The organism is Flavobacterium sp. ZB4R12, from assembly GCF_048276375.1.
Classification (GTDB): domain Bacteria; phylum Bacteroidota; class Bacteroidia; order Flavobacteriales; family Flavobacteriaceae; genus Flavobacterium; species Flavobacterium gawalongense.
Genome location: NZ_JBLNKS010000019.1, coordinates 17,929 through 41,867, shown reverse-complemented (window position 1 = coordinate 41,867; position 23,939 = coordinate 17,929). Strand labels below are relative to the sequence as shown.

Annotated in this window: 21 protein-coding genes, 2 tRNA genes and 2 pseudogenes; 6 read left to right on the top strand and 19 right to left on the bottom strand. The window is 32.8% G+C overall.

Going from position 1 to position 23,939, the window contains the following annotated elements; genetic code table 11:
• Position 1: 1 nt before the first annotated feature.
• The 11 genes from ACNO7W_RS14030 to ACNO7W_RS13980 all read right to left on the bottom strand — a co-directional run bounded on the left by ACNO7W_RS14030 (position 2) and on the right by ACNO7W_RS13980 (position 9,523).
• Positions 2 to 1,255, bottom strand: a complete 1,254-nt coding sequence (locus ACNO7W_RS14030) for a TolC family protein (protein ID WP_417938601.1) — start codon at positions 1,253 to 1,255, stop codon at positions 2 to 4.
• The gene (locus ACNO7W_RS14025; RefSeq protein ID WP_417938600.1) at positions 1,242 to 3,179 is read right to left on the bottom strand and encodes an efflux RND transporter permease subunit; all 1,938 of its coding nucleotides are present in this window, start codon (positions 3,177 to 3,179) and stop codon (positions 1,242 to 1,244) included. The genes ACNO7W_RS14030 and ACNO7W_RS14025 overlap by 14 nt, the downstream gene beginning before the upstream one ends.
• Positions 3,176 to 4,474, bottom strand: coding sequence for an efflux RND transporter permease subunit (locus tag ACNO7W_RS14020; RefSeq protein ID WP_417938599.1), 1,299 nt, complete (start codon positions 4,472 to 4,474; stop codon positions 3,176 to 3,178). Before ACNO7W_RS14020 ends, ACNO7W_RS14025 begins: the two co-directional genes overlap by 4 nt.
• Positions 4,475 to 4,479: 5 nt before the next feature.
• Positions 4,480 to 4,950, bottom strand: coding sequence for a heme-binding domain-containing protein (locus ACNO7W_RS14015; protein ID WP_417938598.1), 471 nt, complete (start codon positions 4,948 to 4,950; stop codon positions 4,480 to 4,482).
• A gap of 1 nt (position 4,951) precedes the next feature.
• Positions 4,952 to 5,686: a DUF3347 domain-containing protein gene (locus tag ACNO7W_RS14010; RefSeq protein ID WP_143388552.1), complete on the bottom strand. Its 735-nt coding sequence runs from the start codon at positions 5,684 to 5,686 to the stop codon at positions 4,952 to 4,954.
• Positions 5,687 to 5,752: 66 nt separating this feature from the next.
• Positions 5,753 to 6,367: a heavy metal-binding domain-containing protein gene (locus tag ACNO7W_RS14005; RefSeq protein ID WP_143388553.1), complete on the bottom strand. Its 615-nt coding sequence runs from the start codon at positions 6,365 to 6,367 to the stop codon at positions 5,753 to 5,755.
• Positions 6,368 to 6,541: 174 nt separating this feature from the next.
• Positions 6,542 to 7,594, bottom strand: coding sequence for a hypothetical protein (locus ACNO7W_RS14000; protein ID WP_417938597.1), 1,053 nt, complete (start codon positions 7,592 to 7,594; stop codon positions 6,542 to 6,544).
• Positions 7,595 to 7,612: 18 nt separating this feature from the next.
• Entirely contained in the window at positions 7,613 to 8,473 is an 861-nt protein-coding gene (locus ACNO7W_RS13995) for a DUF3347 domain-containing protein (protein ID WP_143388555.1), read from the bottom strand.
• Between the two features lie 157 nt (positions 8,474 to 8,630).
• Positions 8,631 to 8,999 (bottom strand): hypothetical protein, encoded by a 369-nt coding sequence (locus ACNO7W_RS13990; protein WP_143388556.1) that lies wholly within the window; start codon positions 8,997 to 8,999, stop codon positions 8,631 to 8,633.
• A gap of 73 nt (positions 9,000 to 9,072) precedes the next feature.
• Positions 9,073 to 9,231 carry a hypothetical protein gene (locus ACNO7W_RS13985; RefSeq protein WP_417938596.1) on the bottom strand — a complete coding sequence of 53 codons (159 nt, stop codon included), beginning with the start codon at positions 9,229 to 9,231 and terminating at the stop codon, positions 9,073 to 9,075.
• A gap of 214 nt (positions 9,232 to 9,445) precedes the next feature.
• A tRNA-Val gene (locus ACNO7W_RS13980) sits at positions 9,446 to 9,523 on the bottom strand.
• A 183-nt stretch (positions 9,524 to 9,706) separates the two neighbouring features.
• On the opposite strand from ACNO7W_RS13980, the gene ACNO7W_RS13975 reads away from it, so the two are divergent.
• Both ACNO7W_RS13975 and ACNO7W_RS13970 read left to right on the top strand, forming a co-directional pair.
• Complete coding sequence (locus ACNO7W_RS13975) at positions 9,707 to 11,494, top strand: ABC transporter ATP-binding protein (protein ID WP_417938595.1); 1,788 nt, start codon at positions 9,707 to 9,709, stop codon at positions 11,492 to 11,494.
• 152 nt (positions 11,495 to 11,646) lie between these two features.
• A pseudogene (locus ACNO7W_RS13970) lies at positions 11,647 to 13,095 on the top strand (IS1182 family transposase).
• A 189-nt stretch (positions 13,096 to 13,284) separates the two neighbouring features.
• Here the strand turns inward: ACNO7W_RS13970 and ACNO7W_RS13965 are convergent.
• Positions 13,285 to 13,458: pseudogene (locus ACNO7W_RS13965) on the bottom strand (adenine phosphoribosyltransferase); the annotation flags it as partial.
• Between the two features lie 115 nt (positions 13,459 to 13,573).
• Between ACNO7W_RS13965 and ACNO7W_RS13960 the strand changes: the two are divergent.
• A tRNA-Arg gene (locus ACNO7W_RS13960) sits at positions 13,574 to 13,647 on the top strand.
• 136 nt (positions 13,648 to 13,783) lie between these two features.
• On the top strand, positions 13,784 to 15,874 hold the full coding sequence (locus ACNO7W_RS13955; RefSeq protein WP_417938594.1) for a TonB-dependent receptor family protein: 2,091 nt from the start codon (positions 13,784 to 13,786) through the stop codon (positions 15,872 to 15,874).
• Between the two features lie 177 nt (positions 15,875 to 16,051).
• Here ACNO7W_RS13955 and ACNO7W_RS13950 read toward each other — a convergent pair whose 3' ends face one another.
• The gene (locus tag ACNO7W_RS13950) at positions 16,052 to 17,095 is read right to left on the bottom strand and encodes an NAD(P)-dependent alcohol dehydrogenase (RefSeq protein ID WP_143388225.1); all 1,044 of its coding nucleotides are present in this window, start codon (positions 17,093 to 17,095) and stop codon (positions 16,052 to 16,054) included.
• 126 nt (positions 17,096 to 17,221) lie between these two features.
• Between ACNO7W_RS13950 and ACNO7W_RS13945 the strand changes: the two genes are divergently transcribed.
• Both ACNO7W_RS13945 and ACNO7W_RS13940 read left to right on the top strand, forming a co-directional pair.
• Positions 17,222 to 17,656, top strand: coding sequence for a DUF6526 family protein (locus ACNO7W_RS13945; RefSeq protein WP_417938593.1), 435 nt, complete (start codon positions 17,222 to 17,224; stop codon positions 17,654 to 17,656).
• 102 nt (positions 17,657 to 17,758) lie between these two features.
• Positions 17,759 to 18,328 (top strand): pentapeptide repeat-containing protein, encoded by a 570-nt coding sequence (locus ACNO7W_RS13940; RefSeq protein WP_417938592.1) that lies wholly within the window; start codon positions 17,759 to 17,761, stop codon positions 18,326 to 18,328.
• On the opposite strand, the gene ACNO7W_RS13935 is transcribed toward ACNO7W_RS13940, so the two are convergent.
• The 6 genes from ACNO7W_RS13935 to glyA form a co-directional block, all read right to left on the bottom strand.
• Positions 18,329 to 18,826: a GNAT family N-acetyltransferase gene (locus ACNO7W_RS13935; protein WP_143388228.1), complete on the bottom strand. Its 498-nt coding sequence runs from the start codon at positions 18,824 to 18,826 to the stop codon at positions 18,329 to 18,331.
• Between the two features lie 19 nt (positions 18,827 to 18,845).
• Positions 18,846 to 20,642, bottom strand: a complete 1,797-nt coding sequence (locus tag ACNO7W_RS13930) for an ATP-binding protein (RefSeq protein WP_417938591.1) — start codon at positions 20,640 to 20,642, stop codon at positions 18,846 to 18,848.
• Positions 20,643 to 20,652: 10 nt separating this feature from the next.
• Entirely contained in the window at positions 20,653 to 21,105 is a 453-nt protein-coding gene (locus ACNO7W_RS13925) for a response regulator (RefSeq protein ID WP_235890198.1), read from the bottom strand.
• 29 nt (positions 21,106 to 21,134) lie between these two features.
• Complete coding sequence (locus tag ACNO7W_RS13920) at positions 21,135 to 21,695, bottom strand: helix-turn-helix domain-containing protein (RefSeq protein WP_143388230.1); 561 nt, start codon at positions 21,693 to 21,695, stop codon at positions 21,135 to 21,137.
• 200 nt (positions 21,696 to 21,895) lie between these two features.
• Positions 21,896 to 22,489, bottom strand: a complete 594-nt coding sequence (locus ACNO7W_RS13915; RefSeq protein ID WP_143388231.1) for a tRNA-(ms[2]io[6]A)-hydroxylase — start codon at positions 22,487 to 22,489, stop codon at positions 21,896 to 21,898.
• 118 nt (positions 22,490 to 22,607) lie between these two features.
• On the bottom strand, positions 22,608 to 23,882 hold the full coding sequence (glyA, locus tag ACNO7W_RS13910) for a serine hydroxymethyltransferase (RefSeq protein WP_417938590.1): 1,275 nt from the start codon (positions 23,880 to 23,882) through the stop codon (positions 22,608 to 22,610).
• Positions 23,883 to 23,939 lie beyond the last annotated feature (57 nt).

Genomic DNA, 23,939 nt, shown 5'->3' with positions numbered 1-23,939 from the left:
ATTATTTGATTTCTAGTTGTTTTTCAATTTCTACTTGTGTACTTAAAATATTTTGCAATTTATCCAGAGCATCAATTTGTGCCATATTTAACGCTTCCCAAGCATCTAATACTACAAATAAATCTCCAGTATTATTCTGCCAAGCCAATATTGCAGTATCATAATTTTTGCGCAAGGCAGGAATGATGTTTTTTTCGGCAATATCATATTGTTTTTTTAGGTTTATCAGTTCTGTATTCATACCCGAAATCATTCCTGCTGCTTCATTCAAAATCATTTGCTTTTGCCAGTTGAGACTTTCATTCTTGATTTTAAAACTATTGATATTGGCTTTATTCATTTTTGTTGACCAAGGCATTGGAATAGTAATCATTCCCATTAAAGAGAATTGTTTTGGCTGTTCTCCAAAGGCAAACATATGGTCATATTTGACACCAAATTCTGGCAATAATTTTGCTTTTTCGGCTTCAATTTTCAATTGATTTAATACCATTGTTTTTTCAATAGCTTTAACATCACTTCGGTTTTGGGAAAGTGAGATTGTATCCGCTTTTATTGAATCAAAATCATTTAATTTATAGGTTTCATCTATTTCAAACAAAGTATTTTTATCTCTAGCCATCAAGGTATTTAGCATAATTCGCTTCTGGGAAATATCGTTTTGTAACATTACAATCATACTTTGTAATGCACCGTATTGCGATTTTGCTTTGTAATAGGTTGGCAATTTATCCATATTATACTGATAGCGTATTTCCATACTTTTTATCATATAGTCTAAGAGCAATAAATTATCATCCGCAAGTTGCATTTTTTTATTTAATACCAGCCATTGGTAATAATTCGTTTTTGCCAGTGCCTTTAATTGATTAATCGTATAACCTTTATTTTCTTTTTCAACAGATGACATTGCATTCATGTAATTGAAATCAGACTTAAGTTTTCTAGCATTCGGAATCATTTGTGTAACACCAACCATGTAAGATCCCATACCTGGAGACATTTCATCTGCTTTCCACATTTTGGTATTGTAAGGTGTCATAAAAAAACCCGTCTCAACTTGTGGAGCCATCCAACTTTTTGCCCCCTTTGCAGCTGCATCCATACTTTGAATATCAGCATCATACATTTTTAGTTGTGGATTATTTGTTTTGATTGTACTCAACACATTATCCAACGAGAGTGTTTGAGCCACTAAATTTGTAGTGCTTAAAATCAAACAGCATACTGTGATATAATATTTATTCTTTAACATCTATAAGTTCTATTTTGCCTTTTGTTTTTAATTCTCGAAGTTTCACCATCTCAAAAACTATAGGAGTTACTAATAATACATAAATTGTTGAGGTAATTGTACCCCCAATGAGTGGAACAGTAATTGGCAGCATCACATCGGCTCCAGTTCCTGTTGCCCAAAGAATAGGGATTAATCCAAATAAGGAAACGGAAACGGTCATCAATTTTGGTCTTAATCTTTTGGCAGACCCATCAATAATATACTGTTTCAAAATAGCTTTTGTAATTGTTGCTGCACTATTCCCGTGTTTTTCTGCCATTTTGTTCATTGCTTCATTCAAATAAATAGTCATTAACATAGCGGTTTCGATTGCCATTCCAAACAATGCTATAAAACCAACTGCAACGGCTACGGATAAATTTATTCCATAAAAATAGACCATAAAAATTCCTCCAATCAAAGCAAACGGTACGGTTATCATTGTAATCAGCGCTTCTTTCATAGAATGATAGGTGAAGTAAAGAATAAGGAAAATAATGATGACAACTATAGGTAAAATCATGCTCAATGTTTTTTTGGCTCTGATTTGGTTTTCCCACTGTCCGCTCCACTCCACATAATAGCCTTTTGGCATTTTAGCGATCATTGCATTCAATTTTTTTTGCGCTTCTTTTACCGTACTTCCTAGATCACGCTCTCGTACATTAAACAATACACTGCCACGAAGCATTGCATTTTCGCTATTTATCATTGGCGGACCATCACTTATTTTTACATCAGCAACCGTTTCTAACGGAATAGGACCAAACTTCATTGTTTGCACTTGCAGTTTTTTTAAGGCTTCTAAACTATTTCGATATTCTTGTGCATATCTTGCATTTACAGAAAATCGTTGTCTTCCTTCTATAGTTGTGGTGAGTTTCATTCCACCAATAGAAGCTTCTACCACATTGTTTATATCATCTATTGTAAGTCCGTATCTGCCTATGGCCTCTCTTTTTGCTTCGATATCGATGTACTTTCCGCCAGTAATCGGTTCCGCATATAAATCTTTTACGCCAGAAGTACCCTCGAGGGCTTTTTTTATTTTTTGAGATAAAACATTGATAGTGTCTAAGCTTGCTCCGTAAATTTTTATTCCTACATCGGTTCTAATACCAGTAGAAAGCATATTAATCCTATTAATGATGGGCTGTGTAAAACCATTCGTAACTCCCGGAATTTGAAGTTTATTATTTATTTCATTAACAATATCGGCTTTCGTTTTGTCTTCTCTCCATTCGTTTTGGGGTTTTAGTAAAACAATAGTTTCAATCATGCTTATTGGACTATTATCTGTCGCCGTGTTCGCTCTACCGGCTTTCCCTAAAACATGTGCCACTTCGGGTATCGATTTTATCAATTTATCTTGCACTTGTAAAATTCTTTTTACCTCAGAATTGGATACGTCTGGTAATGTTACAGGCATAAAAAGCACGGAACCTTCATCTAAAGGAGGCATAAATTCTGTCCCTAAACGGGTAAACATTAAAACGCCAATCAGGAGCGCAATTACATTAATACCTAATACTGTTTTCCTCCATTTTAAACAAAAAATTAAAATAGGAGTATATATACTTTCCAGTTTTTTATTAATTGGATTTTTGTTTTCTGGACGAAGTTTACCTTTAAGCAGAAAACTAATTAGAACTGGAGTAAGTGTAATGGCTAAAAAAGCATCTACTATAAGTATAAACGATTTTGTCCAAGCCAATGGGCTGAATAATTTACCTTCCATACCCGTGAGAAGAAATACAGGTAAAAAGGAAGCTATCACAATGAGTGTTGAATAAAAGACACCTGGACCAACTAATTTTGAAGAGTTTTCTATAAGTTGTAACTTTTCTTCAGAAGATAACGGGTCATGTTCTTTTTTGAATATATTTTTTATTTTATCTTTCATTTTATTTCCGAATTATTTTGATTACTCTCCATTTCTTCCTGTTTCTCCGAAATTGTCCTATACGCATTTTCCACCATTACAATTCCGTCATCGACGACAACACCTATAGCTAATGCAATACCCGTTAATGACATGATATTAGATGATATACCAAATGCTTCAAGCAAAATAAAGCCAATAGCCACGGATATAGGTAATTGTATTAAGATAATTAAAGCACTTCTCCAATGAAAAAGAAAAAGTAGTATAACAATTGAAACAACAATCATTTCTTCTATTAAAGTACCTTTAACAGATGCGATTGCTTTTTCTATCAATTCACTTCGGTCATAAGACGTTTTAAAAGTAACGCCTTCAGGCAATCCTTTTTCAAGTTCCTTCATTTTTTCTTTTACTGCTTTTATAACTTTATCTGCATTTTCACCATATCGCATGACTACAATTCCTCCTACAACTTCACCTGTTCCATTTTCGTCAAAAATTCCCAAGCGTAAATCTCCACCCATTTGTATCGAACCAATGTCTTTTACTTTTACTGGAACGGAATTATAATTTTTAATGGCAATGTCTTCTACATCTTTTATGTTTTTTATGTACCCTAAACCTCTTACTATGTAAGACATATTACTCATCTCAAATTTTCGACCACCAACATCATTATTATTTGCTTTGACTGCATTCATCACTTCCATCATACTCACATTGTAGTACTGCATTTTTAAGGGATCTAACACTAATTGGTACTGTTTTTCAAAACCACCAAATGATGCTACTTCAGCCACACCAGGAACAGTTTGTAATGCAAATTTCACGTACCAATCTTGTAAAGCTCTTTGTTCTCCCAAGTCCATACCGTTAGCCTTTAAATGATACCAAAAAACATGACCAACTCCAGTTCCATCTGGTCCTAATGTAGGCACTACATTTTGAGGCAATAATCGTTGGGCATAATTCAACCGTTCCAACACTCGAGTTCTTGCCCAATACACATCTACATTATCTTCAAAAATGATATATACGAAACTCATCCCAAACATTGATGCACCACGAATATTTTTAACTTTTGGTATTCCTTGCAGGTTTGAAACCAAAGGGTAGGTCACTTGGGCTTCGATAACCTGTGGACTTCTTCCCATCCATTCTGTAAATACAATAACTTGATTCTCGGACAAATCCGGAATGGCATCTATGGGGTTTTGCTGTACGCTATAAATACCCCAAGCGAATAAGCAAGCTGAGACGAGAAGAACAACAAATCTATTTTTTAGTGAAAATGATATTAATTTTTCTACCATAATGTTTAGTTTTCTAATGAAAGACTATCTTTTGTTTTATTTATCCAATTGATTACTTCCTCTTTTTGAGCAGGTGTTACTATTGCATTTTTATGAAGTAACGTGTAGGACGCTAAGGGCATTTCATCAGATTTTATTTGTTTGATGATAGCTTCTAATTTGTTTTCTTGTTTTCGCTTGGAGTACTTTCCAAACTCATTAAAGTTCAAATCCTTCTTACCATCTTTAATGTGTTCTTCCATAAAAAACCGTGCTGGCTGAATGTAAGAATATAATGGATAATTGGTATTGTTACTATGGCAGTCAAAACAAGAAGTTTGCAAAATAGTTTCAACATTTTTAGGAACATCGTACATTTTTGTGAAATTTGCAGTTAATTCCTGCTCATAACTTTCATTACGAGCAGGTTGATATAACTGCATCAACAAAAAAATAACAAACCCAATTATTAGTATTTTCTTGATGATTTTTTTCATTTTATAATTGTTTTTTCATAGAACCACAAGTAAGCATTTTCGAACCGTAGTAAGGATTTTTTATTTCTTTGGTTTCACTGATCCAAATAGCCCCTTTTCCTTCATTATACATAGGACAAAAGTCTTGATATAGTTTTTGTTTTGCTCCAAATATTTTTATCAAATCATTCACATCTTTACTCAACATCGCAAAATGTTCTCTTTGGTGGTCAATTTTCCCACCATTATCACCAATGTGTTCTGCGTGTTCTTTAGCATCATCAGCAATATCAATATATTCTGTTTTCAATTTTGGATCTATAGTATTGGTATTGACTTTATTGAAAGTTGCATATAATGCTTTACCCGCATTGGCTGCTCCTTTTGTATCGTCTTTTGTGAGTGAGTTTTTTAGTTTTAAATAATCCGAAATTATTTCATTTGTAGAAAATGTTGTTTGGGTAACCGATGTAGCTTCATTATTAACTTCAACTGTTGTTGCATCATCGTGACTATGACTACCATCAGTATGATCATGAGCTGCTTCATTTTGTACAACTGGTTCGGTTAATTCCATTCCACATTTTGAACATTTATCTCCTTTTTTCCCTGTTACTTCGGGGTGCATAGAACACGCATACAATTGTGAAGCAGTTTCGGTCGTTTCGGAATTACTGGTTTGAGCTTCTTTGTTTTTTTGGTTACAAGAAACTAGTACAAATGCCATCACTATGGCTGAAAGAATTAAATTTTTCATTTTATTATTTTTTTAAATTGTTATTTGTTATTATTGCTATTGGGAACATTTTTTATTATTAGCTTCTTACTTTTTAGACTCTTTTTCAGTCATTTCCATTCCGCATTTAGGGCATTCCCCTTTAGTGTCAGAAGTTGAGCCGTCCATTGGACAAACATATTTTGTCACAATTTTACTTTTAGGTTGACTGCCTTTTGTAGCGTGGGTATCTATTTTTTCGGTGATTTTTACCATTCCTGTTCCGCATTTAGAACATTTTCCTTCGGTTTCTGAGATTGAACCGTCCATAGGACAGACATATTTTGTCGCAATTTTACTCATAGGTTGACTTCCTTTTAGAGCGTGGGTCTCTATTTTTTCGGTGGTTTTTACCATTTTCATTGCGCATTTAGAACATTCTCCTGGTTTATCAGAAGTTGAGCCGTCCATTGGACAAACATATTTCGTTACAGTTTTACTCTTAGGTTGACTTCCTTTTGTAGCGTGGGTATCAATTTTTTCGGTGATTTTTGTCAATTCCATTCCACATTTTGGACATTTCCCAGAGCTTGGATTCATCTCGTCGGGATGTGTAGGGCAAATGTAAATTATTTTAGGATCTTCTTTTTTTGTAGCTCTTTGTGCTATTACGCTTGAATTAAATGCAAAAAATGCACTTAATACGATAATTATTGTTTTCATCTTTTTATTATTTTAATTATTTATAATTATTTTTTCTTTTCCACATTTAAGAACCTATTTTAAAAATTATGTCGAATTTTAATTTAAACCTTGAAATTACAAGTCAATAAGTCCGCAATAACAAAGTTTTAGAAAGTTTTAGAACTTTGACTTACCACTTTAAGGTTGAATGTTTTACATTTTTATTACAACACCATTTGGCTTTTTACCAACACTGATTGTTTTAGTAACGGTATGATTGGTAACATTTACAACAGAAACTGTATTTGCTGTTTGATTGGTCACATAAGCAGTGTTTCCGTCGGTAGTGAACGAAATTGCGTGAGCACCAGCTCCAGTATTGAAAACACCGCTGTGCATCCACATCATCATACCAGCATCCCAAGTCCAATAATGTACTTTTCCATTCATTGGATCAGAAACCCATAATTCGCTTTTTGCTCCGTTATGGGAAGCAATACCTGGCATAAATCCTAAAACAATAGTTTGGTCAACGGCATTTGTAGCTACATTTATAACAGAAATAGATTGTCCATCTTCATTATCAACATACATTTTACCATCGCTACCAGTCCAAGCACCAACAGGATTGTCACCAACTGTAATTGTTGCAACAACTGCTTTTGTTGACACATTGATTACAGAAATAGTATCATCATCGCCATTAGCAACATAGGCTTTTGTTCCGTCAGATGAAAAAGTTAATTCGGCTGGCATCATACCCACAGTAATTGTGTTTGTTAATGCATAGGTAGAAGCATTATACACCAATACTTTACCATTCATATCCATTTGAGGTACCCAAATTTCTATACCGTTTGGTGAGTATGTTGTGTTATGGTTCATCAATGGTAAATTCATATTTTTTACTGTTGTACCATTCATTGCATCAATAACCAATAATTTGCCTGTCATTCCTGCTGTTCCTCCTAAATGTCCAGCTGAAAAGTCCATACCTGGAACACCAATGGCTAAATGATTTGAGTGTGTAGAAATGTGATGAGGCCACATTATCATATCAGTTCCAGTTCCCATTAAGTTTATTGTTTCTGTGACTTCATTGGTGGATAATTTGATTACAGAAATCGTAGCATCTTCTCCATTCACCACATAGGCAGCAGGATAGTTTATGTTTAAAGTTGTATCCATATTCATATTGTCATCTTTACTACAAGATGATAAAAGCATAACTCCAATTATTGAAGCGGTAAAAAATAGATTTTTCATTTTTTTAATGTTTGATTATTATTTAATTGTTTCTACTGTCTTGCCACAACTCAACATTTGTGAACCATAATATGGATTTTTAATGGTATTTTCTTTGCTTAACCAATTAGCATCTTGCATAGGACAGTATTGATAATAAATAGTTTCTGATGGTTTTGAAACTTTTATTAACTCATAAGTATTTTTAGATAATGATTTGAAAGTTTCTCTTTGCTTCTTAATATCCTGTGTTTCAGAAATACTTTTTGCATCGGCTGTTAAATCATTTACAACTTTCATCCAAACCATATGCTCGTCCATTTTTAAGGTTTCCATTTTCACAGCAGTAATCGAAGATAATAACGCTGTTGATTTTTCTGAGGCTGTTTTAGCATCAGTTTTTACCAAAGCATCTTTCAATAAAAAATAATTATCGAAAACTGGTTTTAGTTGGTTTACTGTTTGGTTTTCAGCTGTTGTTGAATGACTGGTCATATCCATTCCAGACATTTCACTTTTTGATTCTTCGGTTTTTGGTTCTGTTTTTACAGCAACTTTTGCTTCACGAACATATTGACAACATTCCGGAAGTTTTGAATATGCAACATCTGGAGCAAGAAATTTTTCGCTATCATAACCTGCAAGTGCAATACGTTTTAGTATTTCGTCTTGATTGGTTTTTTTAGCATCATAAGTAAGTATAGCCATTTTGGTATCTTTATTCCAATCTACTTTGGCAATTTTTTTGAGACTTCCTGCTTTTTCTATTGTAGTTTCGCACATTGCGCAATTCCCGAATATTTTTACGGTTTCGGTTTTAGCGTTTTTGATTTGCGCATTGGATACCATGACGGATAACAATAAAGTTATTGCCATCATCATTTTTTTTAATGAGTTCATTGAATGTAAATAATTTTAAATTGAATTAGTTAAACAATAACAAAATGACAGCATAACAAAGCCACCCTTTTGAAAATGAAATTAACTGAGAAAATAAATGATTTTAAAGCAACAATTGCTTTTTATTTGACACACCTATGGCTGTCAAATTTAAAATTTAGCCTATTTTGGGTATAAGCCATAAAGAATTGAAACCTGAAGAAATGGAGGTTTCGTAATTATAAAATTTTTGTTTTTCTGAAGAGAAATTAAAAATATTGTTATTAATATTCCATTCACTAATTGAAATAGATGTGTTGCTAGAAGAAGCACAAGCACATTTAGAATGATTGCATTTACCACCGCAACCTTCGTGGTTTTTATTTTTTGAATGACTATCGTCTTTACAACAATCATCCTTGTCGGATTTTGACGAAACTTCTTTTTTACAAGAGTGCTTTTCTGAATTATTCCCACACGCAAAAGCACTACTTGGCATCAGTAAGAAACCAAATATTACAATTACTAAAACGTGAAATTTATTCATTGATGCTATAATTTGCATCAAAGTTAATCAAATGATATTAATCCGTCATTAAACATTTGTTAAAAATTAACAATTAAATTTTTGTCAATTTTAACAATTTGGAATTAATTTCATCAATATACAATTGTAAATCGTATAAATGAATCAATTCCTCATTGTTGTCCGGCATTTGTGCCAGCTGTACAAAATTGATGTTTTGGAATAGGGAATTTTCTCCCAGAATGTCATGCATGATGATGAAATTTGCTTGTTCTAAAGTCTTTGTATCACAATATAAATTGTAGTTTTTCAGGAAAACTATGATATCTAACTTTTGAGTTTCTTCATGATAATCTAAAGTTAGAAATTTGAGCTCGCTTGCTTTTAATGTTATTTCAATCTGATTAACAGTGGAGTAGACTCAAATAAAAAAGAGACAAATCAGAATATTTCTGACTTGTCTCTTATGGTGGGCGATGAGGGGTTCGAACCCCCGACCCCCTCGGTGTAAACGAGGTGCTCTGAACCAGCTGAGCTAATCGCCCTTATAGGTGTGCAAAGATACATTTAGAAATTGTATTTACAAGTAAATTATCAAAAAAATAAATAAAAATTAGATAAAAATCCTTTTCATGCTCTGTAATAGCACTTTAATTATCTAATGAAACAGTACTGTTTTTTTGTAATGAGTCGTTATAGTCATACATTTGTGATATAAATAATATGTAATGGCACGATTCAAAGAAAACGATTTACCAAAATCAAAAATTACTGCAAGTTCACTCCATAAAGCGACTCTTATATTTCAATATGCAGGAAATCATCGTTGGAAATTTTATGTTGGTTTAGTTTTTTTACTGCTAACAGGTGCAACTGCGTTAGCTTTCCCTAAATTAATGGGAATGCTTATCGATTGTGTAAAAAATAAAGACAATTCACAAGCTAATTTTATTGCCTTGGGATTAGTTGTTATTTTATTTTTCCAATCTATTTTTTCCTTTTTTAGATTGTCTTTATTTGTCAATTTTACGGAACATACGTTAGCTAATCTTAGATTAGCGTTGTATAGTAATCTAGTAAAGCTGCCAATGTCATTCTTTTCACAAAAACGTGTAGGTGAATTAAACAGCCGAATCAGTTCTGATATAACGCAAATACAAGACACCTTAACGTCTACAATAGCTGAATTCTTAAGACAATTCATTTTAATTATTGGTGGTGTTCTTTTGTTGGCGAATGAAAGTATCAAATTAACATTGCTAATGCTATCTGTTGTTCCGCTTGTGGCTGTTGCTGCAGTTGTTTTTGGAAGATTTATTAGAAAATATTCGAAAAATGTTCAAGATAAAGTAGCCGAAAGTCAGGTTATTGTTGAAGAAACCATGCAAGGAATTAGTATTGTAAAGGCTTTCGCCAATGAATGGTACGAAATTGCACGTTATAATGGCAAGATAAAAGAAGTGGTTAAAATAGCTATCAAAGGAGGAAAATATAGAGGATACTTTGCTTCATTCATTATTTTTTGTCTTTTTGGAGCTATTGTTGCCGTAGTTTGGTTTGGCGTTCGTTTGAGCATTAGCGGGGAAATGAGCGTGGGACAACTAATTTCGTTTGTATTGTATTCCACTTTTGTAGGTGCTTCTTTTGGAGGAATCGCAGAACTTTATGCTCAAATCCAAAAAGCAATTGGTGCAACCGAACGTGTTTTTGAATTATTAGATGAAACTCCTGAAAAAATTAATTCGATTCAAAATGCATCATCTGCCCATAAAATAAAAGGCAATGTTACTTTCAAGAATGTAGCTTTCAGTTATCATTCGAGAAAAGAAATTAAAGTATTGAAAGATGTTAGCTTCACTGCTAATTATGGTCAAAAAATAGCTATTGTGGGTCCAAGTGGAACTGGGAAATCAACAATCGCTTCTTTGTTATTACGTTTCTATAATATTGATAGCGGAGAAATATTAGTAGACGGGAAAAATATCTACGATTATGATTTAGAAAATCTTCGCGGTAATATGAGTATTGTGCCTCAAGATGTGATTTTATTTGGTGGAACCATCAAAGAAAATATTGCCTACGGAAAACCGAATGCTACTGAGAAAGAAATTCTTCTGGCAGCAAAACAAGCCAATGCATTAAATTTCATTGAAGGATTTCCTGAAAAATTTGAGACTGTTGTTGGAGAAAGAGGAATTAAACTTTCCGGCGGACAAAGACAACGTATTGCAATTGCGAGAGCATTACTGAAAAATCCAAGTATTTTGATTCTGGATGAAGCCACATCTTCATTAGACAGCGAAAGCGAAAAACTAGTTCAGGAAGCGTTAGGAATTTTAATGGAAGGAAGAACAAGTATCATTATTGCGCACCGTCTTTCTACTATACGAAGTGCAGATCAAATTTTGGTATTGGATAAAGGAAAAATTACAGAACAAGGAACACATCAGGAATTAATTGCTTTAGAAAACGGGATGTATAAAAACTTAAGCAATTTACAGTTTAGCAATTCTTAATTCTAATTCAATGACCTAAAAAAAATCCATTTGTTTTTCGCGAGGGCGCTGAAAAAGTCTTTTTTCGAATAAACTATTAAAAAAAGGAGTAGAGAACGAAGTTTTTCTGCTCCTTTTTTCGTATATTTAGCTGTAATTATAAGGGTTTTCAGATGTTAGTACAGCAACAAACAATAGCGTTTAGCGAGCATTCTTCGTTATATGATTTAATTATTCCAAAGAATAATCTTTTGAGAAAAATTAACGATTTGATGGATTTTTCATTCATCTACGATGAATTGTTAAATAAATACTGCACCAATAATGGGCGTATGGCAGAGAGTCCTGTTCGAATGTTTAAGTATTTACTTCTTAAAACAATTTACAGGGTTTCCGATGTTGATGTAGTAGAACGTTAGCGTTACGATATGTCCTTTAAATATTTTTTGGATATGACTCCAGAAGACGATGTTATCAATCCTAGTTCGTTGACAAAATTTAGAAAACTACGTTTAAAAGATACCGACTTATTAAATCTATTGATAACCAAAACGGTAACCATCGCTATCGAAAAAGGCATCATCCGTTCGAAGTCTATTATCGTTGATGCCACCCATACTTTATCAAGATCCAATCCATTTTTAGCCATAGACATATTACGAGAACGTTCAAAGCTACTTCGAAAAACAGTATACACTTTTGACGACCAATTCAAAGAACGTATGCCTCAAAAGAATACCGACAACGATTTAGAAAAGGAGCTGGCTTATTGCAAAGAGTTAGAAAAACGGATAGAAAATGAGCCGTCTATAAGTTCAATCCCTGCTGTGAAAGAAAAATTAAACCTGCTAAAAGAAACCGTAGAAGACACTCAAGAAAATTTAACTTTATCGAAAGATACCGATGCTAAAACAGGTCATAAATCTGCCGAGAGTTCCTTCTTTGGATACAAAACCCATTTGGCTATGACCGAAGAGCGTATCATTACTGCGGCTGTAGTAACATCGGGAGAAAAAGGCGATGGACCAGAATTGCCTAAACTTTTAGAAATTAGCCAAGAAAACGGAATTGATGTAGAAACCGTTATTGGCGACGGGGCTTATTCTGGAAAAGAAAACCTTAAAATTACCAGTGAACAAAATATTAAAGTAGCAGCTCGTCTAAATCCATCGATAACACAAGGGTTCAGAAAAGATGAAGATAAATTTGATTACAATAAAGATGCCGATAGGTTTGTTTGCCCAGCAGGACATTTGGCCACACGAAAAGCGCGCCAGGGAACTAAAGAAATTGGAAAAAATCAAGTAGATACGTATTATTTTGACGTCGAAAAATGCAAGACTTGCCCTTTAAAAGAAGGTTGTTACAAAGATGGAGCCAAGACAAAAACGTATTCTGTATCCATAAAATCAGAATTGCATCAAGACCAAATGGCTTTTCAAGAAACAGATTATTACAAAGAAAAAGCAAAACATCGATACAAGATAGAGGCCAAAAATAGCGAGTTAAAAAATGTACACGGTTATGATAAAGCAATTTCATACGGTATTACCAATATGCAAATGCAAGGAGCAATAGCAATTTTTACAGTCAACTTAAAAAGAATACTCAAATTAATGTAGGAAATGAAATCTAAACGCACATTTGGCAAAATGAACCTGTATAAGTCGAAAATAGACTCATACAACCTACAATAAAAAACAGGGGCAAAAATAAAAACGCTTATAACGGATGCTTAAAATCCTGTTATAAGCATTTTTTTTATTGTCCAAAAAAGAACGTTAATCAAAATAAGTGATGTTTTTCAGTACCCTCCTCTCCACTCCTATTACCTTGTCTATTTTTTTATCTTTAAGTGTTGAAACCAATATTTCAAGGCATTTATTCCTTGCTTCGGGGTCAATTAGTAAGGGAGTAATGTCTTTAAACAAAATTCCTTCTTTTGGAAAACCCTGAATATCACGTATGTAATTCTTAAGTGGCATATTTTTTTATTTTTTTATAAATTTTGACTTGCAAGTTACACAATTATCCCTATATTTGCACCCGCAAACAAGTTCAGTGAACACCTATGAAAATAAGAGTTTAGTGAAATAATAAGGCCTTGTGGCGCAACTGAATAGCGCACTTGATTACGGCTCAAGAGGTTACTGGTTTGAATCCAGTCAAGGTCACAAAAGTAAACGCAATTATCTAAAAATTTGATAATTGCGTTTTTTATTTTAGTTCATTTATTATATTTATCTTTCATTACGTTAAAAGTAAATAGTAAATTTATAAAATTTTTATTTCTTATAAATATACAAACCATTGGACAAAAACACTTCTTACTTTATTTCTTTTCTACTATTATTTATTTGGGCTACGCCTATTTTTGGTCAGGTTCAAAAAGACACCACAGCACTTTCTGAAATTATTCTTCAGGCACCACCTATTAAGACTTCGATTCAAAATACTGCGGCATCTGTTTATTTTATTGGGAGAAAAGACCTCAACAAAAGTGATGGTGTGATACTCACCTCCGTTTTAAATAAAATTCCAGGAGTTTATATGCAACAAGGATCTTTGAACACCAATAGAATTACGATTCGGGGAATTGGAGCTCGATCGCAATATGGAACCAATAAAGTAAAAGCCTATTTCGAAGATATTCCATTAACAAGTGGCGAAGGCGAAACAGTAATTGAAGATATTGATTTGGAATCTATAGGAAGTATTGAAATAATTAAAGGTCCTAACTCCACTAGCTTTGGTTCCGGATTGGGAGGCGTGATTCATTTGTTTGCACGAGAAACTCCTTTTCGGGAATCCTTTGGAAAATCGGTAACCACATACGGTAGTTTTGGCTTGGTAAAACAAAGTTTTTCAGCGGGCTATAGCAATGCCAAATCAAATCTGTTTTCAAGCTATACGCATTTACAAAGTGAAGGCTTTAGAGCCAATAGTGCTTACGACAGAAAATCATTTAACTTACACGGGAAACAAAAATTAAGTGCAAAAGGAAGTTTGTCCTATTTAGGGATTTTCACCCGTTTAAAAGCTTTTATTCCCAGTTCGTTGAATGAAAATGATTTTACAAATCATCCCGAAAAGGCAGCTGGTAATTGGGCTGCAGCTAAAGGATTTGAATCCTATGATAAATTCCAGATGGGAATTGGATACAACCATCAGTTTTCTAAAAAATGGTCTTCTAAGACTAGTGTTTTCTCAAATTTTAAAAAAGCAAATGAAGCCAGACCTTTTGATATTTTAGAAGAAAAAACAAACTCCTTAGGATTTCGATCTACGATAAATTATAAAGCCAGTTTATTTTCTCTGCCTTTTGAAGCAAGCCTTGGAACAGAATTCTTATCTGAAAAATATGACTTTTCTCTTTTCAAAAATTTATACTTATCGCAACCCGGTCAAGGAAGCATTACGGGAGCGAAATTCAGTGCTATAAACCAGAAACGGAATTACATCAATTATTTTTTACAAATAGAACTTCAACTGTCGAAAGAGCTGTATTTAGAAAGCGGCCTGGCATTGAATACGACAAAATATTCTTTAGAAGATGTTTTTCAACACAATACTGTAAACCAAGAACCACCTTATACTTTTGGAAATGTTTTATCACCTAGAATTGGGCTTTCGTATAAAGTAGCTGAAGGCGCAACCATCTATTCCGCAATCAGTAAAGGATTCTCAGTACCTTCAGTTGCCGAAACATTGACTCCTGAAGGACAAATCAACACCAGTTTAAAACCAGAGATAGGATGGAATTACGAATTGGGTTTCAAAGGGAATTGGTTGGGCAATACATTATATACTGAAATCGCACTTTACAGCACACAAATTACAAATTTATTGGTCGCCAGACGTACCGCCGAAGACCAATATGTAGGGATTAATGCAGGAGAAAGCTCCCATGTAGGTATAGAATTTTCTGCAAATTATAAGCTTTTAAAAACTTCCAAATGGCAAATTATATCTTACTTTTCTGGAACGATTAACAATTTTAAATTCAAAGATTTTGTGGATGGCGATGCTGATTATTCGGGTAACAGACTAACCGGTGTGCCTAACGTGCAGTGGAATTTGGGCTTAGATATAAATACAAAAAGTGGTTTTAGTTTGAATACTTCCTTTAGAAATGTAGGTAAAATTCCAATGAACGATCAAAATTCAAAATATAGTGATGGCTATAGACTGCTGGATATTAAAGCAGCTTATACTTTTAAAATACAAAAATTTCTAAAAACAGAACTGAATACTGGGATTAATAACGTTTTAGACAACCATTATGCGGCTAGCATTTTACCCAACGCAATCGGTTTTGGAAGTGTACCACCGAGGTATTATTATCCAGGGAATCCTAGAAATTTTTATGGCGGAATTTCGGTTTCCTATGTTTTTTTATAGGCGATTTTGAAAACCCGTTGTTTTTAAATTCTGAATATGAGTCTTGATTCATATCACTACCAGAAAGGTTTTACGGAAGACTCAAAATAAAAACACCATCTGAAAATTACTTTTCAGATGGTGTTTTTATGGATATCGATTTTAGTGACATTCATAAAACTTTACTCTTCATATATTTTACAATGTTGCCATATCAATCACAAAGCGGTACCGCACATCCCCTTTTATCATTCGATCATAAGCGTTATGAATATTTTTGATGTGAATCATTTCTATTTCGGAAACAATTCCATGTTCAGCACAGTAATCCAGCATTTCTTGGGTTTCTGGTAATCCTCCTATCAAAGAACCAACGAGGCTTTTTCTTCCTCCAATTAAGCTAAAAGCATGCACTTCATAAGGTGTTGGGGGAACTCCTACGCAAATATGGACTCCGTCAGTTTTTAATAATGATAAATATAAATTAAGATCATGTGGAGCCGAGACTGTATCCAAAATAAAATTGAAATTACCAGCAACACTTTTTAGCTGTTCGGCATCATTTGTGACAACAAATTTATGAGCACCTAATTTTATGGCATCTGCTTCTTTTTTAGGAGATGTACTTAACACTGTTACTTCGGCACCAAAAGCAACACCAAATTTAACCGCCATATGACCCAAACCACCAAGACCTAAAACAGCTAGTTTATGTCCTTTTCCTATTTTCCAGTGTTTCATTGGCGAATAAGTTGTAATTCCCGCACATAATAATGGTGCTACTGCAGCTAAATCCAATTTATCGGAAACATGCAACACAAAATCTTCATGTACAACAATAGTATTGGAATAGCCTCCATATGTTGGCGTTTTTTTATCTTGTTCTATACCATTATAAGTGGCAGTGAATCCGTTTAGGCAAAATTGTTCCAAACCTTCCTGACAGTTTTCACAAGTTCGGCAAGAATCTACCAAACAACCCGTTCCCGCAAAATCGCCTATTTTGAACTTTTTGACATGACTTCCTACTTTTATAACCTTACCTACAATCTCATGTCCCGGAACCATTGGGTAAATCGACCCGCCCCAATCATCTTTGATTTGGTGAAGGTCGCTATGACAAACGCCACAAAATTGGATATCAAACTGAACATCATTTGGCCCGACTTCTCTTCTTTCGAAGTTCCAAGGTGCTAAGTCGGTCTTAGCATCTTGTACTGCATATCCTTTTGTTGGTATCATAGTCTTAATTTTTAATAAATTTATGAAATTTATTTCAGTTGGAAGTTAAATAATTAGTGAAGGTGTTTTTCAAAATTTTAATTAAAAGTTGTTTTGACTATCTTTAAAAAACTTTAAAAGAAAATCATGCAAACACAATCCTATAAAAATCATATTCGGTATTATCCTCCTCATCATTTTGTTTATTACCCAATTATAATGACATTTCTAGCCTTCAGTGTGTATTTTATTTTTACAGCTGAAGACAAATTGATTTGGACTTTTATCAGTGTTATTTTTGTCGTTCTGTTTTATTTGGCCTTTATGTTACGACAGCATTATGCATTGACTTTGCAAAACCGAATTGTACGTTTAGAACTTCGGTACCGCTATTTTTCTATTACAGGAAAAAGATTAGAAGATTTTGAAAACAAGTTAAATGACAACCAATTATTTGCCTTACGGTTTGCCTCAGATGAAGAACTTCCAGCTCTTACGGAAAAAACTTTGAATGAAAATCTCTCCGGACCCGCAATTAAAAAAGCGATTAATCATTGGAAAGGAGATTTCGATAGAGTTTAAAATTCCAAAAAAAATATTCTCATTTCTGAATTTTATAGCTATAGAATTTTGTTTCTTTGTTGCGAAGTTTCACTGCCTTAAACCTGAATTTAAAACCCGTAAATGCCAGACTATTTTCTAGATATTGAATACAATAACATCATTTATAACGAAGAAGAAGTCAATTTTAAGGAATTTGAGTGTTGTACTTTTACCAATTGTAATTTCTCTCAATGTATATTTCTGGCGGTTACCTTTATTGACTGTACCTTCAACGATTGCACTTTTAGCAAAGCAAAAATAAATTATGTAGCTTTCAGAACCGTAATTTTTAATCGTTGCGAAATCAAGGAAGTCAATTTTGCCATGTGCGACAAATTAATTTTCGAAATTGCTTTTACTGATTGTATTTTGGATTTCTCCAAATTTTATACTTTAAAAATCAAAGGAACATCGTTTACCAATTGTAGTATAATTGCAGTGGATTTTATGAGTACTGATTTAACCGAAGTCATTTTTGAAAATTGTGACTTATACCGTTCTGAATTTGCAAAAGCAATTGCTAATAAAGCAAATTTCAAAACAAGCTACAATTATACCATTGACCCGAAGACAACAAAATTAAAAAAAGCAGTCTTTGCTTTAGAAGGATTAAAAGGATTGCTTTACAAACATGATATTATAGTGCAATAATTATAGCTTTTTTTCCATTTTGTAGTCTTCCATCAAGTACCCGTTACCAATCTCAATATTTTCTTCGGCAATGATTTCAAAACCTAATTTTTGATAGAAAGCTAGTGCTTTATTAAAACGATTTACGTTTAAGGAAAGTGATGTCGAATTATTTTCGTTGGCTAATTTTTGTACCGCATCAATTAATAATTTACCAATTCCTTTTCCTTGTGCTTCTGGCAAAATATAAATTTTATGAATTCGGGTTACCGCTTCACTCTTATAATTGTGCTCGATTGCTATAAATGCTAAAACTGAAGTTTCCTCATAAGCAATATAAAACAATTGCTCTTGCTTTTGAATTTGTTTTATTAAAGATTCATCTGAATAAATCAAATCCATCATATAGTCTAATTGTTCTTTTGACAAAATTTCACCATATGTTGTCGGCCAAGTTTTATTGGCAACATCTTGAATTGTATTTAAGTCAGCTATTGAAGCTTCTTTTATTGTAATCATTGTAATTTATTTATTGAAATTAAAGCAAATCCCCTTTAGGAATAAAAACATAGAATTTAGCCCCTACTCCAGGTTCCCCTTTTACTTTTATGAAACCTTTGTGGTTCTCTACAATTCTATTACAAATAGCCAGACCAAGTCCAGTTCCTGAGTATTTAGGATCTGTTTCCAAACGTTTGAACAAAAGAAATATTTTTTCGGCATATTCCTGTTTGAAACCAATTCCGTTATCTATGATGACAATTTTATAATAATCCTCCTTATTGATTATTTTATAATCCCGCATTTCTTTTTCTGTAATTTTTTTGGAAGTAATTTTGATTTGAGAAACTATATCTTCTTTGCTGTATTTAAGTGAATTGGAGATTAAATTTATAAACAACTGCTTAATCTGGAAAGGTATTACTTTGATTGTTGGTAATTTACCAATTTCAATGGCTGCTTTTTTCTCTTCGATATTAGAGGATAAATCTTGAAGTGTTTCGTCTAAGACCATTTTTAAATCTGTTTCTACAAAAACCTTATCGCCTTTTATTGTTCTGGAATAATTAACTAAGTCTATTAATAAAGTCTGCATCCTGTTGGCCGCTACACGAATTTTTGAAAAATAATCTTTTCCTTGTTGTGAAAGCAAATCCAATTCTTTTTCCTCTAATCTGGAAATAAACATTTGGATTTTCCGAAGCGGTTCCTGCAAATCATGACTTACAATATTATTAAAAGCTTCAAGTTCCGTATTAATATACTTAAGTTCTTTGTTATTATTTTCTAGTTCAAGTGTCTTCTTGTATTGATTTGTAATATCATAATTCACCCCTATTTTGATTAAATCGCCATTTCCATCTTTGGTAAAACTTCCAACACCCATAATATATTTAACCTCCCCTTTTGGCGTTAAAAATCTAAACGTCATGGAAGTAGATTGGTGATTTAACAACGAATCTTTATGCACTTTCGTTACATAGTCCAAATCATCCGGATGAATATATTTAATTGTATTTTCTATGTTGGGTTCGAATGCATTAGGTTCAACTCCCATCAGACGGAATAAATTATCTGAAAAAGTATACGTACTCGTTTCTAGATTTAACATCCAATGTCCAAAACCTGCAGTCATTTCAGCAGTATTATAAGACTCATTAAGCAATTTTAATTTGTCATTTGCTTTTTTGAGTTCTTCAATATCCACATTCATTTTGTTGAAAGACAGGAACAAAATTACAAGTGAAAGAATCACCAATAAAAAGGCAGTTGTTATTGAATCCTGTAATTCAAATTGATGATTGTTATTTTGAATCTTTGCTTTTGCACTTTCAGAAAATATTATTTTACTGACAAAGGATTTCATCATTTCAGTAACATCGCTACTTTCCAGTAACTTAGAATTTAATTCTAATCGATTTACATTTTTACTTTTCGCAATAATTAATGTTTGTCTAAATAATTTAAATCTATAATCAATCAGTTTTTTAAGCCGGTCAATATGCTGACTTCTTGTAAAATCATTTGATGTAAGTTTTTTTAAATTTTTTATATTTTGCTCAATTTTACCTCTGCTTAAAAATCGATTTTTTATATAAGCTTCATCTTTTGTAATAATATAACTCCGTAAACTCGTTTCATAAATACTAATTACTGATAAAAGCTTTTCTAATTCAAGTTGTGTTTCATTAGAGTTTGCAATTAATTCAACAGTAGAATCGAGTTTTTGCATTTGAGAATAAAATACAGATGCTATATAACAAACAACAACAATTGCTATAGCTAAAGCAATTTTAAATATTTGAGAATTTTTATATAATCCTAAAATTTTCATTTATTCTCTATTATGTGCTAAAGAAAAAAGTTTCAATATTTAATCCTGAGGAATGAAATTGCCAATTCATATTTACAACTTCCTGAATTACTTTTTTCAACGAAGAAAAATCATTGGGTTTTGTAATGTAAATATTGGCCCCTTCAATAAAAGTATCTTCAATATCTTTTTCTGAGGAAGAAGTAGAATATATGGCAATCGAAACATCTTTAAAACGAGTATTCGCTCTGATTTGCTTTAGACACTCTATTCCGGTTTTTCCAGGCATATTCAAATCAAGAAATAAAACATGAGGCAACTTAATATCAGGATGCACTAAATAATCCATTAGCTCATTGCCATCTTTAAATAGAGTCAACTTATTATTCATTTTAAGCTCTTGTATGGCTTCACTAAAAAAAGTGCGATCATCTTCGTCATCGTCAGCTAAAAGAATATGCATTGAATCTTGATGTGTAATCATAAAATATTGAGGCTTTTTTGCAATTTTATTTATTCATTATTTGATAATTGTCTTCTTTTATCAACTATTCTTTTAAACATAGAAGGGGTTAATCCTGTCACTTTTTTAAATTGAGTTGATAAATAAGCTACACTACTATAATTTAGTTCGTGAGAAATTTCAGTCAAAGTCAATTCCTCTTCAATTATTAATTTTTTTGCTCTTTCAATCTTTTGAATAATAATAAAATTCTCAATTGATGTATGTGTATATTCTGAAAAAACATTCGTAATGTATCCATATCTAAAGTTCAATTTATCCGATAGATATTGAGAAATCGTTATGTTAGGAAATTTCTCTTTTTCATAGACTATTTCAATTATGGCGTCTTTAATTTTTTGAATTAATTGCCCTTTTGGATTATCTATAATATGAATAGCATACTTTTTTAAACTAATTTCTAGTTCCGCAAAACTCTCTTCTGAAACATCGTCACTGATTTCAATTTGTCCTAAATCTAAAAGTTGATATTTAATATCTAGTTTTTCTAATTGATCTTGCAATATTGCTCTACAAGCTATATTTCCATCATAATTAAAATTGAGCTTCATTTCAGTTATTAATTATTATAGTTAAATTTAAAATCCTAAATATAAATTAAAAAATTACAAAACGGTAACAAATAATTTAATTTAAATACAAAAACATTGGTTTCTCTAAATAAATTAAATATAAGAAACTGGCTAATAGACTCCTTAAACTTGTAAGAGTATTTATTTATAGTAACGGAACAAACTTACAAATATTGAATTTATCCGTGAATCGTTTCATTTTTACCATAATTAGCAATCACAGCATCTTCAAATTCCAACCATTCTCTCCAACGTTTTTCAACATCAATTCCTACTCCATATTTTCGCGCATAGGTTATAAAAGTCGTGTAATGTCCCGCTTCACTTTCCATCAAATCTCTATAAAAAATGGATAATTCTTCATCCTTGATATTTTCTGAAAGCACTTTGAATCGTTCACAACTTCTAGCCTCTATCATTGCTGAAAACAATAACCGTTCCACTAAACCTGAAACTCTGCTTCCATCACCACTTTTTTTCATGTACAAATACAATTCGTTCACATAATCATCTTTTCGTTCGCGACCCAACTTCAAGCCACGCTTAATGATGATGTTGTGTACTTGTTCGAAATGGTCGATTTCTTCTTTGGCCAAAGCCAATAAATCCTTCACTAAATCCTGGTGTTCCGAGTTGTTTGTGATAATTGTAATGGCATTTGTAGCTGCTTTTTGTTCGCACCAAGCATGATCCGTTAAAATCTCTTCAATGTTTTTTTCTACAATATTCACCCATCTTGGATCGGTTGGTAATTTTAATCTTAGTACAGACATAATTTTTAAATTAAAAGGTCATAAAGTCGAAAGTCGAAAGTCAAAATTAAGAAAGAACTATTAAATTCCTCCTCAAGACTTTCGACTTTCGACTTTAAAAACTTTAAGACGTATTTATTTAGTATACGAAAATAGCTCTTTCGCTCATCATTTCGTTTACTTCAGCAGCCACTTCTTCGATAACATCTTCGTTAGTGTGGTCCATCAATACTCTATCAATTAAAGCTACAATGGTTTCCATATCTTCTTCAACCAGACCACGAGTGGTAATAGCTGCAGTCCCTACACGAATTCCTGAAGTTACAAATGGTGATTTATCATCAAATGGAACCATGTTTTTATTTACCGTAATTTCTGCTTTTACCAATGCATTTTCAGCATCTTTTCCAGAAATATTTTTGTTTCTTAAATCAATCAACATCATGTGATTGTCTGTTCCTCCAGAAATGATTTCATATCCTCTTTTTACAAAAGCGTCCGCCATTGCGTTAGCATTTTTTTGTAATTGTAAAGCATATGTAAAAAATTCATCATTCAATGCTTCACCAAATGCTACTGCTTTTGCAGCAATAATATGCATCAATGGACCACCTTGATTTCCAGGAAAAACAGCTAAATCCAATAAAGAAGACATCATTCTGATTTCTCCTTTTGGTGTAGTTAAACCAAATGGATTTTCGAAATCTTTACCCATCAAAATCAAACCTCCACGAGGACCACGCAATGTTTTGTGCGTTGTAGTAGTTACAATATGACAATGAGGTAATGGATCATTCATCAAACCTTTTGCAATAAGACCAGCAGGATGTGAAATATCAGCCAATAAAATAGCGCCAACACTATCTGCAATTACTCTGAAACGCTCAAAATCCATATCACGAGAATAAGCCGAAGCTCCAGCGATGATTAATTTTGGTTGTTCTTTTGTTGCTATTTCTTGGATTTTATCGTAATCTAATCTTCCAGTTTCCTTATCTACACCATAGAAAGAAGGCGTATATAAACGTCCTGAAAAGTTTACCGGAGAACCGTGAGTTAAATGTCCACCATGAGACAAATCAAAACCTAAAATTTTATCTCCCGGTTTGATACAAGCATGATAAACCGCTGTATTCGCTTGTGAACCAGAGTGTGGCTGTACATTTGCGTAAGCTGCACCAAATAATTCTTTGGCTCTGTCAATAGCAATTTGCTCAATAACATCAACTACTTCGCAACCGCCGTAGTATCTTTTGCCAGGATATCCTTCTGCATATTTATTGGTTAAAACAGAACCAGCTGCTTCCATAACTTCGTCACTTACGAAGTTTTCCGAAGCGATAAGTTCTAATCCATGTATTTGTCTTTCTTGTTCTTCTAGAATAAGGTCAAAAATTTGTTCGTCGCGTTGCATTTCTTTGATTTTGGTTAATTTGATGCAAAAATACAAAAAAACGTTTGGTTAATAGTT

What these genes read in the sequence shown, in the direction of transcription:
- ACNO7W_RS14030 (WP_417938601.1), bottom strand. Translation starts at nt 1,255, where the DNA reads ATGTTAAAGAATAAATATTATATCACAGTATGCTGTTTGATTTTAAGC.
- ACNO7W_RS14025 (WP_417938600.1), bottom strand. Translation starts at nt 3,179, where the DNA reads ATGAAAGATAAAATAAAAAATATATTCAAAAAAGAACATGACCCGTTA.
- ACNO7W_RS14020 (WP_417938599.1), bottom strand. Translation starts at nt 4,474, where the DNA reads ATGGTAGAAAAATTAATATCATTTTCACTAAAAAATAGATTTGTTGTT.
- ACNO7W_RS14015 (WP_417938598.1), bottom strand. Translation starts at nt 4,950, where the DNA reads ATGAAAAAAATCATCAAGAAAATACTAATAATTGGGTTTGTTATTTTT.
- ACNO7W_RS14010 (WP_143388552.1), bottom strand. Translation starts at nt 5,686, where the DNA reads ATGAAAAATTTAATTCTTTCAGCCATAGTGATGGCATTTGTACTAGTT.
- ACNO7W_RS14005 (WP_143388553.1), bottom strand. Translation starts at nt 6,367, where the DNA reads ATGAAAACAATAATTATCGTATTAAGTGCATTTTTTGCATTTAATTCA.
- ACNO7W_RS14000 (WP_417938597.1), bottom strand. Translation starts at nt 7,594, where the DNA reads ATGAAAAATCTATTTTTTACCGCTTCAATAATTGGAGTTATGCTTTTA.
- ACNO7W_RS13995 (WP_143388555.1), bottom strand. Translation starts at nt 8,473, where the DNA reads ATGAACTCATTAAAAAAAATGATGATGGCAATAACTTTATTGTTATCC.
- ACNO7W_RS13990 (WP_143388556.1), bottom strand. Translation starts at nt 8,999, where the DNA reads ATGAATAAATTTCACGTTTTAGTAATTGTAATATTTGGTTTCTTACTG.
- ACNO7W_RS13985 (WP_417938596.1), bottom strand. Translation starts at nt 9,231, where the DNA reads ATGCATGACATTCTGGGAGAAAATTCCCTATTCCAAAACATCAATTTT.
- ACNO7W_RS13975 (WP_417938595.1), top strand. Translation starts at nt 9,707, where the DNA reads ATGGCACGATTCAAAGAAAACGATTTACCAAAATCAAAAATTACTGCA.
- ACNO7W_RS13950 (WP_143388225.1), bottom strand. Translation starts at nt 17,095, where the DNA reads ATGATACCAACAAAAGGATATGCAGTACAAGATGCTAAGACCGACTTA.
- ACNO7W_RS13945 (WP_417938593.1), top strand. Translation starts at nt 17,222, where the DNA reads ATGCAAACACAATCCTATAAAAATCATATTCGGTATTATCCTCCTCAT.
- ACNO7W_RS13940 (WP_417938592.1), top strand. Translation starts at nt 17,759, where the DNA reads ATGCCAGACTATTTTCTAGATATTGAATACAATAACATCATTTATAAC.
- ACNO7W_RS13935 (WP_143388228.1), bottom strand. Translation starts at nt 18,826, where the DNA reads ATGATTACAATAAAAGAAGCTTCAATAGCTGACTTAAATACAATTCAA.
- ACNO7W_RS13930 (WP_417938591.1), bottom strand. Translation starts at nt 20,642, where the DNA reads ATGAAAATTTTAGGATTATATAAAAATTCTCAAATATTTAAAATTGCT.
- ACNO7W_RS13925 (WP_235890198.1), bottom strand. Translation starts at nt 21,105, where the DNA reads ATGATTACACATCAAGATTCAATGCATATTCTTTTAGCTGACGATGAC.
- ACNO7W_RS13920 (WP_143388230.1), bottom strand. Translation starts at nt 21,695, where the DNA reads ATGAAGCTCAATTTTAATTATGATGGAAATATAGCTTGTAGAGCAATA.
- ACNO7W_RS13915 (WP_143388231.1), bottom strand. Translation starts at nt 22,489, where the DNA reads ATGTCTGTACTAAGATTAAAATTACCAACCGATCCAAGATGGGTGAAT.
- glyA (WP_417938590.1), bottom strand. Translation starts at nt 23,882, where the DNA reads ATGCAACGCGACGAACAAATTTTTGACCTTATTCTAGAAGAACAAGAA.